Source organism: Curvivirga sp., from assembly GCF_965219885.1.
Lineage (GTDB): Bacteria > Pseudomonadota > Alphaproteobacteria > UBA8366 > Aestuariispiraceae > Curvivirga.
Genome location: NZ_CBDCOT010000009.1, coordinates 1,206,266 through 1,219,010, shown reverse-complemented (window position 1 = coordinate 1,219,010; position 12,745 = coordinate 1,206,266). Strand labels below are relative to the sequence as shown.

General features: G+C 42.7%; 11 protein-coding genes. 2 read left to right on the top strand and 9 right to left on the bottom strand.

What is annotated here, in order from left to right; all coding sequences use genetic code 11:
• Positions 1-111: 111 nt before the first annotated feature.
• The 7 genes from ACOQOA_RS11240 to ACOQOA_RS11210 form a co-directional block, all read right to left on the bottom strand.
• Positions 112-1,260 carry an iron-containing alcohol dehydrogenase gene (locus ACOQOA_RS11240; RefSeq protein ID WP_420548721.1) on the bottom strand — a complete coding sequence of 383 codons (1,149 nt, stop codon included), beginning with the start codon at positions 1,258-1,260 and terminating at the stop codon, positions 112-114.
• Positions 1,260-2,657, bottom strand: a complete 1,398-nt coding sequence (locus ACOQOA_RS11235) for an aldehyde dehydrogenase family protein (RefSeq protein WP_420548720.1) — start codon at positions 2,655-2,657, stop codon at positions 1,260-1,262. The genes ACOQOA_RS11240 and ACOQOA_RS11235 overlap by 1 nt, the downstream gene beginning before the upstream one ends.
• Before the next feature lie 62 nt (positions 2,658-2,719).
• Positions 2,720-4,084: a glutamine synthetase family protein gene (locus ACOQOA_RS11230; protein WP_420548719.1), complete on the bottom strand. Its 1,365-nt coding sequence runs from the start codon at positions 4,082-4,084 to the stop codon at positions 2,720-2,722.
• Positions 4,085-4,144: 60 nt separating this feature from the next.
• Positions 4,145-5,188, bottom strand: a complete 1,044-nt coding sequence (locus tag ACOQOA_RS11225; protein WP_155153296.1) for a TRAP transporter substrate-binding protein — start codon at positions 5,186-5,188, stop codon at positions 4,145-4,147.
• An 84-nt stretch (positions 5,189-5,272) separates the two neighbouring features.
• Positions 5,273-6,595, bottom strand: a complete 1,323-nt coding sequence (locus tag ACOQOA_RS11220) for a TRAP transporter large permease (RefSeq protein WP_155153297.1) — start codon at positions 6,593-6,595, stop codon at positions 5,273-5,275.
• Positions 6,595-7,077, bottom strand: a complete 483-nt coding sequence (locus ACOQOA_RS11215; protein ID WP_420548718.1) for a TRAP transporter small permease subunit — start codon at positions 7,075-7,077, stop codon at positions 6,595-6,597. The genes ACOQOA_RS11220 and ACOQOA_RS11215 overlap by 1 nt, the downstream gene beginning before the upstream one ends.
• A gap of 87 nt (positions 7,078-7,164) precedes the next feature.
• Positions 7,165-7,938: an N-formylglutamate amidohydrolase gene (locus ACOQOA_RS11210; RefSeq protein ID WP_420548717.1), complete on the bottom strand. Its 774-nt coding sequence runs from the start codon at positions 7,936-7,938 to the stop codon at positions 7,165-7,167.
• A 163-nt stretch (positions 7,939-8,101) separates the two neighbouring features.
• Between ACOQOA_RS11210 and ACOQOA_RS11205 the strand changes: the two genes are divergently transcribed.
• Together ACOQOA_RS11205 and ACOQOA_RS11200 are read left to right on the top strand one after the other, a co-directional pair.
• Positions 8,102-8,986 (top strand): MurR/RpiR family transcriptional regulator, encoded by an 885-nt coding sequence (locus tag ACOQOA_RS11205; RefSeq protein WP_420548716.1) that lies wholly within the window; start codon positions 8,102-8,104, stop codon positions 8,984-8,986.
• A 104-nt stretch (positions 8,987-9,090) separates the two neighbouring features.
• Positions 9,091-9,768 (top strand): 2'-5' RNA ligase family protein, encoded by a 678-nt coding sequence (locus tag ACOQOA_RS11200; RefSeq protein WP_420548715.1) that lies wholly within the window; start codon positions 9,091-9,093, stop codon positions 9,766-9,768.
• Between the two features lie 32 nt (positions 9,769-9,800).
• Here the strand turns inward: ACOQOA_RS11200 and ACOQOA_RS11195 are convergent, their stop codons facing one another.
• Together ACOQOA_RS11195 and ACOQOA_RS11190 are read right to left on the bottom strand one after the other, a co-directional pair.
• Entirely contained in the window at positions 9,801-10,706 is a 906-nt protein-coding gene (locus tag ACOQOA_RS11195) for a bestrophin family protein (RefSeq protein ID WP_420548714.1), read from the bottom strand.
• Positions 10,707-10,837: 131 nt separating this feature from the next.
• Positions 10,838-12,523 (bottom strand): bacteriohemerythrin, encoded by a 1,686-nt coding sequence (locus tag ACOQOA_RS11190; RefSeq protein WP_420548713.1) that lies wholly within the window; start codon positions 12,521-12,523, stop codon positions 10,838-10,840.
• Between the last annotated feature and the right edge of the window lie 222 nt (positions 12,524-12,745).

Sequence of the window (12,745 nt, the reverse complement as noted above, 5' to 3'; positions counted from 1 at the left end):
ATTAAGCTTCTTATTCATTTACTATACATAAAAAAAATGGCGACTTGAAGACAAGCCGCCATTCCATTTTCACCGATATGGGAGTTCGGTGTCTGATATTTCTATCAAGAACTAGATGATAATTTCCTGATAAAGCTTTGTGGTTGCTTCCACTGTGAGCTCAATCGGGTTACCACCTGCACTTGGGTCTTCCACAGCCATCTTCGCAAGAAGATCAATTTGCTTGTCATCCACACCCAATGCTTTCATGGATTTTGGTACTTCCATAGCTTCGGAAAATTCTACAACCCAGTCATAGAATCCATCAAAGCCACCTTTGATATCCAAATAAGCTGCCAGACGTTCCACACGCTCTTCAATCGCCGGACGGTTGAAACGCATCACAGCTGGCAAGGCAATCGCATTGGTCATACCATGAGGTGTGTTATAAACCGCCCCCAATGGATGAGCTAAGGCGTGAACCGCACCCAGACCTTTTTGGAATGCTGTTGCACCCATTGCTGCCGCGGACATCATATGTGCGCGCGCTTCGATATCTGTACCATCTTTATAGGCACGCAACAGGTTGTCTTTCACAAGACGCATACCTTCAAGCGCGATACCTTGGGACATCGGATGATATACAGGTGAACTATATGCTTCAAAGCTATGTACAAACGCATCCAAGCCTGTGCCCGCTGTAATTACTGGCGGCATACCAACGGTCAATTCCGGATCACAGATTACAATCGCTGGTAACATTTTTGGATGGAAAATGATTTTCTTGATGTGGTTCACTGTATCAGTCAAAAGACCGGCACGACCAACTTCGGAACCTGTACCCGCTGTTGTTGGTACGGCGATGATCGGTGCAATGCCATCTGGATCAGCACGGGTCCACCAGTCACCAATATCTTCGAAATCCCAAACAGGACGTGTTTGACCGGACATGAAGGCAATGATCTTGCCAAGATCCAAAGCGGATCCCCCACCAAAGCAGATCACGCCATCATGACCATTTTCTTTGTAAAGCTTTAAACCAGCTTCCAAAGTGACATCATCCGGGTTTGGCATCACATCACCAAAGAAACCTGCTTCAACGCCTGCATTTTTCAATACATCCATTGTAGAAGCTGTAATTGGTAAAGACGCCAAGCCTTTATCTGTTACCAAAAGAGGGTTCTTCATACCCAATTCTGTACATGCTGCTGCCAGTTCCTGAATACGACCAGCACCAAAACGAATAGCTGTAGGATAGCCCCAGTTTGCTGTTAAAGTCATTAGAGCACCTTTTTCAAATGATAGGATTTAACACGTGTCAGATTATGGAAACCGATAACGGATAGACCTCCGCCACGGCCCGTGTCTTTACAACCTGTCCAGCAAAGAGCTGGATCAAGATAATCTGCACGGTTCATAAATACAGTACCTGTCTCAATCTGTGCGCCAATATTTGCGGCACGTTTTGCATCTTTTGTCCAAATAGAGCATGTCAGACCGAATTCTGAATCATTCATCATTTTGATTGCTTCTTCATCAGAAGAAACTTTCATAATGCCGACCACAGGACCAAAGCTTTCGTCGATCATTACACGCATGTCATGATTTACATCTACTAGAATTTGTGGTGCAAGATATGCATCTTCCCCTGTATCTTTCGGGAAAAGAGCAGGATCAATCAAAGCTTTCGCACCATCTGCAATTGCTTCTTTGATTTGACCACGAACTTCGTCAGCAAAACGTTTTGATGCCATTGGACCGATTGTGGTTTCTTCCTCCATCGGGTTACCTAATTTGTAACCAGATACAATCGCCACTGCTTTTTCAACAAAAGCATCATATTGAGATTCATGAACGTAGATACGCTCAATACCGCAACAACATTGGCCAGAGTTAAACATCGCGCCGTCAATCAATGTATCAACTGCTGCATCCAGATCTGCATCTTCACATACATAACCCGGATCTTTACCACCTAGTTCCAGACCTGTGCCTGTAAATGTACCCGCCGCAGCACGTTCAATCGCACGACCACCACCAACAGAACCTGTGAAATTTACAAAATTGAAATAACGATTTTGGATCAAATGCTCAGTTGTGCCATGGTCCAAAAATACGTTTTGGAATACATCTGCCGGCATGCCTGCTTCGACAAATGCTTTTACCATAATCTCACCCACCAAAAGGGTTTGAGTGGAATGCTTTAACACAACCGTGTTACCTGCGATCAAAGCAGGCGCAACAGTATTGATCGCCGTCATATATGGATAGTTCCATGGCGCAATTACCATCACAACACCCAAAGCTTCGCGTTCGATACGACGTTCAAAATTGTCGCTTTCTTCAATCACGATTGGCTTCAATGCTTCTTCAGCAATATCAGCCATATAGCTTGCACGTTCATTCACGCCACCGAACTCACCACCGTAACGGGTTGGGCGACCCATCATATAGGCAATACCCGGTACGATTTCGTCATTCATCTCACCAAGCTTGGCGACACCCGCGCGTACCAATTCGATACGCTCCGCCATTGGGCGTGCTGCCCATGCTTTTTGAGCATCCCGTGCAGATTTCGCAACAGCAACCGCCTCATCCTGAGACGCTACAGCACGTTCCGCATATACGGAACCATCAATAGGACTGATGCATTTCAAAACATTGCCAGAACCAGCCATGTCTTTGACCTTTCATTGTTATCGTTTTTAAATCCTGACCTAAGATTTTTAGGCAGTGGTTTTTAAGCGCGTTCGAAACCGCGGGCAATTTCCCAATCAGTTACAACACGATCAAATTCTTCTTGTTCCCATTCAGCTGCACGGGTGTAATGAGCGACAACATCTTCGCCCAAAGCCTCTTTCAGCATGTCGGAATTACGCAAGGTTTCTGTGGAAGCGCGCAAGGTTTGCGGAATATCGTCCGCTTTTGCGATTTCATACACATCACCTGTTGTTGGCGCAGGTAATTCAAGTTTATCTTCGATACCTTTCATACCAGCAGCCAATTGCGCCGCAATTGCCAAATACGGGTTCAAATCAGAACCACCGATACGGCATTCAACACGGATACCTTTGGTATTTGCCGCACAAAGACGGAAACCTGCAGTACGGTTATCAATCGACCAAACAGTTTTAGTTGGCGCAAAAGTACCTTTCGCAAAACGCTTGTAGCTATTTACATAAGGTGCCAAGAAATAAGTATATTCAGGTGCATATTTGATCAAACCAGCCATGTAGTTTTTCATCAAATCAGACATGCCCAATTTATCACTTTCATCAAAGAAAGCAGGCTTGCCATCTTTCCAAAGGGATTGATGCACGTGAGATGAACTACCGACTTTGTTATGATCCCATTTCGGCAAGAAGGTCACAGCACGGCCATGCTGCCATGCGATCTCTTTGGTCGCATGCTTGGAAATGGTATGATAGTCAGCACAAAGATTGGCTTCGGCATAACGAATATTTAATTCTTCCTGCCCTGTTTCAGCTTCACCTTTTGTGTTTTCAATTGGAATACCAGCTGCGAATAAATGGTTACGCAGTGGACGCAAAACTTCTTCTTCCTTAGTGGTCTGAAGAATATGGTAATCTTCGTTATAGCCACTGATTGGAGCTAGCTCCTGGAAGTTACCTTTGCGAATTTCATCAAAACTATGTTCGAATAAGAAGAACTCAAGCTCTGTCGCGGTCATTGCTGTATAGCCAAGAGCTTCCATTTTCTCTACTTGTTTTTTAAGAACCTGACGCGGCGAATGCGGAATTGGCTCATGATGGTGATGATCCAACACATCGCAAAGAACCATTGCGGTGCCTTCCAACCATGGTACTAGACGAATAGAGTCCAGATCAGGTTTCATCACATAATCACCATAGCCTTGGCTCCAACTTGTTGAAGCATAGCCATCAGGTGTGGCCATCTCCAAATCCGTTGCCAGCAAATAGTTGCAGCAATGGGTTTCTTCGTATGATGTATCTACGAAATTCTGCGCATGAAAACGCTTACCCATCAGGCGGCCTTGCATATCTACAAGGCATGCCAAAACAGTATCAATAGATCCTTCTGCAACCAGTTTCTTCAGCTGATCAAAGGTAAGAGTACCAGCCATGATTATTATCCTTTTCCTAAATTCGCCGCGTCAGTTTGTTCTCAATTATCGATCAGGCACTTAGCCGTAACGATATGGACGACCTGCAGCTTGCATGTCTGCGTTATATTGCTTGATGATATCGACAACTTTTTTCTTTGTTTCAGATTCAGCTGCGATTTCATCCCAGAATTGAACAGCCGCTGCTTCAACTTCGGACCATTCGCCATCTGGAATAGATGTCAATTCCATCTTTGTGCCGTTCACACGTAGGGAAGCTTCACCACCCCAGTACCACCACTGACGGTAATAATGGCTTTGATCCATACATACTGTTAGCAATTCACGAAGATGTTCTGGCAATTCGTTCCAACGATCCATATTCGCAAAGAAAGAACCAGCCCAAGCACCAGAGATGTTGTTTGTCAGGAAGTAGTTTGTCACATCTGCCCAACCAACTGTGTAATCCTCTGTGATACCGGACCATGCGATACCGTCAAGCTCACCGGACTGCATCGCTGTTTCAATATCTTCCCAAGGCAATGTTACAGGAACAACACCGAACTGGCTCAAGAAACGACCTGCTGTCGGGAAGGTAAATACTCGCTTACCTTTAAGGTCTTCCAAGCTATAGATTGGATCTTTTGTCGCAAAGTGACATGGATCCCACGCACCAGCGGAGATATGTTTCACGCCAACTTTCGCATATTCTTCTTCCCAGATTTCTTTCAAACCATATTGGTTGAACAATACTGGCACGTCCAAAGAATAACGGGACGCGAATGGGAAGTAACCACCAAATACTGTTACTTCAGTTGGGGATGCCATGGAATCATCATCAGACTGAACCGCATCAATTGTTCCTTTTTGCATTGCACGGAACAATTCACCTGTTGGTACCAATTGGTCAGCGTAATACAATTCGATTTCCATTTCATCGCCAGCAATTTTGTTGAAGCTGTCGATTGCTGGTTTGATTACATGTTCTGCCAATGCAGAACCTGCATATGTTTGCATGCGCCATTTGATTTTGCCGCTTGCGATGGCTGGTGCAGCCAATGTAGATGCCGCAGCTGCAGTACCTACTACACCTGCTTTTTTCATAAACTCGCGTCTTGTTGTCATGTCATAATACTCCTTGTTCAACATACGACTTTAAGTGTTTTGATACGTCCCCGTTCTGATGACGGGGTTGGCATCGGGATCGTCTTATTTGCTATAGACGTATTCAGGTAACCATAGGGCAATTTCCGGGAAGATCATCACGATGGCCAAAGCCACTGTCATCACCAACACAAATGGAAGGATCGACCTATAGATATCGGTTAACCCGATCTCAGGCGGTGCCATAGCCCGCATTAAGAACAGGTTGTAACCAAATGGTGGTGTCATATACGCAATCTGCGTGGTGATGGTGTAAAGAACCCCATACCAGATCAAATCAAAACCAAGCGCACCAACCAATGGCACATATAATGGGGCCACGATAACCAGCATTGCCGTATCATCCAGGAAGGTCCCCATTAAAATGAAGCTTATCTGCATCAAAATCAGGATCATCCAAGGGCTAAGGCCCAATTGATCCGTGAATAGATTTTCAATAGCACGTACCGCACCCAGACCATCAAATACCGCACCGAAACCAAGCGCTGCCAAGATGATCCACATAAACATACAGGAAATGCCAAGTGTATTTCTTACAGAATTTTCAAATACCTGCTTGGTCATACGGCCTTTCAAAACAGCCGCAACAAAAGCAGTCATTGCACCAATCGCAGAACTTTCCACCAATGATGTCCAACCATTCACAAATGGGATCATCATGGCAAAGAAAATACCGAAAGGTAACAAGCCAGCAAGCAACAGGCGATATTTCTCAGCTTTAGAAACATTACGTTCTTCAGGTGGCAAGACAGGGCCAAGTTTCGGATTCATTTTACAACGCACAACGATGTAAACCACGAACATAGCTGCCATCATCAAACCCGGGATAATCCCAGCCAACCAAAGTTGGCCCACAGGCTGTCTAGCGATCATCGCATATAGAACCAAAACCACGGATGGCGGCACCAGAATACCCAGCGACGATCCGGCCTGAATGACCCCCGTCACCATGATCTTGTCATACCCCCGCCGCAAAAGTTCCGGTAAGGCGATTGTTGCACCAATTGCCATACCGGCCACGGACAAACCATTCATCGCAGAAATAAGAACCATCAAAAGGATCGTGCCAATAGCAAGGCCGCCACTGACTGGCCCCATCCAAACATGGAACATCTTATAAAGGTCATCCGCAATTTTACTTTCGGACAGGACATAGCCCATGAAAATAAACATTGGCAGTGTCAGAAGCGGATACCATTTCATTAACTTCATGGCCGCAGAAAACGGAATATCTGATCCGCCTGTTCCCCATAGGGCCAAAGCCGCAATTGAAGCAACGAAACCAATAGCCCCAAATACACGCTGACCTGTTAACAACATCAGCATCATGGATGAGAACATGAAGAGAGCAATCATCTCATAAGACATTATGCTTCCTCCCAACCAAGGCTGGATTCATGTGGATCTTCATGATCCAGTTTATCGCCGCGCAAACGGATAATGTCTTTAAACAATTCAGAGATACATTGCATAATCATCAGGACCAGACCGAAACACATAATAACTTTAATTGGCCAAATATAGGGGCGCCATGCTGTCGGGCTGCGTTCCCCATACATCAAGGAATAAGTGGTACTATCAATACCGCCATAAAGAAGGACACCCAGATAGAAAATCAGGAATAAAATGGTGATACTATCTACCCACATTTTGGTGCGATGGCTCCAACTTGCATAAAGCAAGTCCATGCGCACATTCGATCCCAACTGGATAGAATATGGACCACCTAAAATATAATATGCCACCATGGAAAACTGGGCCATTTCCAGTGTCCATAAGGATGGCAGGAAAAATGTTTTTGAAATCGACGACCATAATAAAATGCCGACCAATACAAAGACGCCATACATTGCAAAGCGTCCTATCCGGTAATTTACTGCATCTATAAATGCTATATATTTATGCATGAAAATCATTACTGACTTCACTTTCGCTTTTTACAAACCCTGTTCTGTTTTTTGCTTTTCTAGGACTTTTTTGAACACATCACTCAGATATGCCGCCACTTTCGCCACACCTGCGCTATCTTTGATCAGATCATTCCGAATTTCGATCATCACATTTGCCAATCCATTCTCATCCCCATGCAAACGCAAGGTATGAGCGACACCATCTGTTGGTGCATAGGGCTCATTCCGACGCACCACAAATTCACTTTCTTCCGCCATAATCAAATCAGCAACACTATGATCTCGATCATGAATGATCCCAATCTCTACTTCCCGTTTATTACCTTTATAAACAGGTGTAAAAGAATGAATGGTAAAGATTACAGGTTTTTGACCTGAAGTCATTTTATTTTCAATAACTTGCGATAAAGCGTTTTTAAAAGGATTATAAACATTCTTTTCGCGCCAAGAACGATCTTCCTCTGTCAGATCGCAATTACCGGGAATGTCGAAAACTTCACTTTTAGAAGGGGATGCATCTTTCGCTTCTGGTGGTCGGTTACAATCATAGACCAGACGTGATACACGGGACGCCACCAACGGCGCTTCTAGATCTTCCACCAACAAACGTGCCACAGCCAAGGCACCAGGATCCCACGCAATATGACTTTCAAGAAGATCTTCTTCCAATCCCAGATTATTTAGTTCCGCAGGGATATAATTGCTGGCATGCTCACATACCAACACCGCAGCATTATGACCTGCCGCGTTAAATATCTCGACCGCATTGATCTGAGATGGATATGAATTTTTGCTCCCCATTCTCCACCGCTTTTTGTTATTCTTGTAAAAAATTTTTCAATATATGACAGAAACTATATTTTCAGGCAATACTTTTTCTGTTAAATTTTTTACAAAATAAATCATAACGTTTACAGCAGGCGAAAAAATCTGTACTAAACCAGCAGATTTCATGGGGGTCTATATGACAGACGAAGCGGTAAAAAGTGTAGCAGAATCCATTCGGGATAATTTTGAAGATTTAACCCGGACGGAACGTCTTTTTGCCAATACGCTATTGGAAAACTATCCAATGTCTTGTCTGGGATCGATTACCGCTGTTGCAGCGGCAGCGGATGTATCCACCCCAACCGTTCTACGTACGGTAAAAAAACTTGGCTATGATGGCTTCCCGGATTTTCAGTCAGCTGTTCACACAGAACTCGAAGAAAAAATTTCAAGTCCAATTACAAAATTTGACCGCTGGAATGAAAGTGCCGCAGATACACATATCTTAAATGAGTTCACTGATGCAGTGATGGAAAATATGCGTCAGTCCCTGATGCAGATTGATCCGGAAGAGTTTGATGCGATCGTCGACAAGCTTTCCACTCAGAAGAATGCATTACATATTGTTGGTGGACGGATCACACGTTCTTTGGCCGATTATTTTTTCACCCATATGCAAGTGGCCCGTAAAAATGTGCATCGTGTTGCCAGTAACTCCAATACATGGCCGCACTACCTCTTAAATATGGAAAAAGGGGACCTATTAGTCTGCTTTGATGTTCGCCGTTATGAACATAGCTTGTTGAATCTTACACATTTAGCATCCGAACGTGGCGTAGATGTAATCTTGTTCACTGATCAATGGGGATCACCAGCTGCCAAAAACGCCAAACATGTTTTCAATTTACGTATTGAAGTGCCATCTGCTTGGGATTCATCTGTGGTTACTCTTTTCTTATTAGAAGCCTTGATCGCAGCCGTTCAAAAGAAAACATGGACACAGACCAAGAAACGCATGAATGAGCTGGAATATCTTTTTGATGAAACACGCCTCTTCAAAAAGTTCAAGAAGATAACATAGCCCCCTTTCTCATCATCAAGTTTACATGAATTTCTCATAGAAACGTAACATTCAACTTTTACCAAAGAATGATATCAAATATTTATTCTTTGGAGTTACTAATAATGAAACGTCTCTGGATTATGCTGCTTGCATTTACCTTTGTTGCAAATACGTCAAGTCACGCAGCTGAGCAGGAATATAATATCTTTGCTGTACCTAGTGCTGAGATTTCCAATTATGTGAACGAATTTGGTAAAAAGTTAAAAGATCAAACAGATATAGAAACTTTTGAACAACGTGGTTATCTCCCTCACGCAACTCTGTATCTTACTTCTTTTAAAGCAAGCGACCTTGATGAAGTGAAGGCAAAAGTTAAGGATTTGGCCCGCAATCAAAAGTCATTCCCGTTAATTGTAGATGGTACGCATTTAACCAAAGGACGTTGGTATTTCTTAGACCTAACCTATAGCAAAGACTTGCAACGCCTTTCAGATAAAGTCGTTTTATCTATGGAACCTATGAGAAACTTGGATTATCAAGTACCAAATTGGGTTAAGAAATATCCTGAAAAACTTAAAACATTTGAGCGTTATGGCTCACCAAATGTATTTGCGCAGTATAACCCACATCTGACACAGCTCGCAGGTGAAAAAAACACAAAACTTGATGACTTTATTACCGCCATCAAAGATGAGAAAATTTATGTTGAAGGACAAGTCATTGGACTTGGATTTGCGCCTGTGAACCCACTTGGACAAGTCAAATCCGGCGATGAAGAAATCTTCTTATTTAAGAAATAGCAAAGAAAGAAAGCCGCCAATTGGCGGCTTTTTTATTCCAATAAAAACCCTTGTGGTTTAATGGCTGGACGTAATTTTTTACCCAAGCTGCATAACAACCCGTTTTCAATGGTCCGGCACATGGCATCCAACGGCAACCCATTTGGTCCGCGATAGAATGGATGTTCTAAATGATTTGTAACCGCAGCTAGACCGAAAAACACATAAGCAATAATCGCTGAAAATAAGGGGGCCATATAACCAGCCGCATCAATCAATGCGAATGGCACTAAAAAACAATAGAGATAAGCCGTACGGCGAATAAGCAAAGAATACACAAATGGCAAAGGCGTATTGGCGATACGCTCACACCCTGCCTGAGACATAGCAATCATGCCCATACGTTCTGACAAGACACGTGTACCCAGCTCACTTAATATTTCTTTTTCTCGCAAAATCGCGATTTCTTCTGCCAATAAGTTTAATGCATAACATGCCGGCGCGGATGACGACTTAACGGCTGCAACTTCCTCTTTCTGCAACCAGTATTTCAGATCAGCGCTCTGCATTTCAAAGCGTAAATTCATTCGATGTGCGTTAGTAAAAGCGGCTAACAAATACAATAAACGCTTACGATGCTTGTTATCCTTCAAAAACAATCTGGTATCACGCGCAAAACTTCTTGAATCACCTACCAGCGCGCCCCAGAGTTTACGTGCTTCCCACCAACGATCATATGCTGCACTATTTCGGAAACTCAGAAATAATGACATCGCAATACCAAACACCCCCATCGCAGATAACGAGAAATGAGGTACGATATCGTACTGACTATCCAGAAAATAAATTCCAATTGAAAATGCTGTCACAATGAGGATCTTCGCCCAAATATCTGTAATCACAGATCCTTTGGTAATAAAAAACAACATCCATATACTTGGCTTATCACGAACGATCATCGACTTTACCTTGCGAGTTTGCATTTCTATTCAACAGGATAAATGTCTCAATCTTTTAATAGATGTACCGTTTTATAAGCGTCAAAAAGCACTTTATTTATAACAATCACAATAGATAATTCATTACCACTTCAAGTGATAAGGGCAAGTTGCTGCTTTATCTCCTGATCTTTTCCCTTCGCGCATTTTGCCAACCCACGATCAACCTTCCCAATATGCGTCAACCACCAGTCACGCAAGAAGTAACGAAGACGCATTAAACTTTCATCACTTCGACTTCCTTGCCATACCAACGCCATTTCATTTAGCTGCTCTATCAAGCGCCCATGGATCTTCTTATGTTCAGCAATTTCAGTATAGCCACAGATTTCCATTAGCTTTTCTTCGCGTGCGAAATGGTATTTTGTATAGCTAATCAATTCTGTCAAAATATCATCCATATCGCCTTCTGAAACATCACGCCTCCAGGCACGGTTTACGAGCGCAATAATTTGTTGATGATCTTGATCTATCGCCTCTACGCCAACACGAATATTGTTATCCCATATGATAATCTCATCATTGCCTTCCAGAGGAATATCAATCCAAAAAACGCTTCCAACACCGACCTCACTTTTAAAATCAATCCATCCCGCAAGACTTTGAAGTAAAAGTTTTGAAACGGCTAAACTAATCCCAAGTCCGTTCTTCGTCACTTTTGATTTATAATCAAAATGATGGAATGTATCGAACATACGTTCCTGTTGATGAGGTTCAATGCCAATACCCGTATCTCGAATATAAATGCGTTGGAAATTTTGCCGAGTTACTTCCCCATAAATTTCAACTTCACCTTCGGGCTTGTTGAACTGAATGGCATTCATCAACACATTCAAGATTATTTGTTTAAATCGTGCCCTGTCACTTTTAACCAGGGCGGTCTGATCAGCTGTTAAATTATTTTTAACATGAATTTGATGTTGCCCTGCTAACTCTGCGATCGAGCCAACCGTTTCGACAACAACCTCTAATGGGTTAAAGCTTTCAATTTCCAATTCAATCTGACCATCTTTAATATTAATCAAATCAAGAATTGAATTTACAAGCCCCAGCAGGTGTTCTCCACCCTGTTCTATACTTTCTAAATAAGATTTTTGCGCCTGACTTAGGGGATTTTGTTCATTCACCTTCATAAGCTGCGCGAAACCCAATATTGCATTTAAGGGCGTACGCAATTCATGACTCATGGAAGATAGAAATTCTGATTTTGCCTGATTAGCATGTTCCGCAACAATCAAAGCATTCTGAAGTTCAATTTCCTTCTTCATACGCTCCATTTCAGCGGCCGTACGCCCTGCAATAATATCAAAACAGGCTGAAATTATGTTCTTATTTCCGATCGATTCACTATGAAGGACATTAATTATTCCCATGCCGCGATCGTTTGAGTCATATAATGTTGCCCCCATATAGGATTCTACACCGATGATTTGAAGATATTCATCTTGAGGAAAAGCTTGCTGAACCCCAGATGTATAAACGCAAACCCCTTGCCCTAATGCAATATCGCAAGGCGTGCCTTCCAGGCTATAGGTAATACTCTCTTGAAACTGACCTTTACCATATCCAGCCCGGGTCACAATAGCCGTAAAATCGTCGACATATTCGCCAATGAACACGTAATCCACCCCAAGTGTTTCGGACAGCATTTTAACGACAGCTTTGTAATAGTCTTGTCCAATTACACCTGAAACAGTCGACGAAAAAGATTGTAGCAATTGTTTATATTGCTCAACAGATAATTCATTAGATATAGAATTGGAATCAGAGTTACCCATTTAGTGATCTCGCATTTATCTAAAATCAGTTTAGCATAAACGCAAAATACCTGAATACCCTTGATTAGTTTTCTATTTTTTCTTTCAAAACCGAAACGCACTTTAATAGGCAAACTGAATCAAATACTTACAAAACAACAAAGAAAAACCCTAATAAATTATAAAGAAAGAAATTGACGAAGCCTTTTTTCTATTATTAAGTACCCTCGCATATAAGAAAAA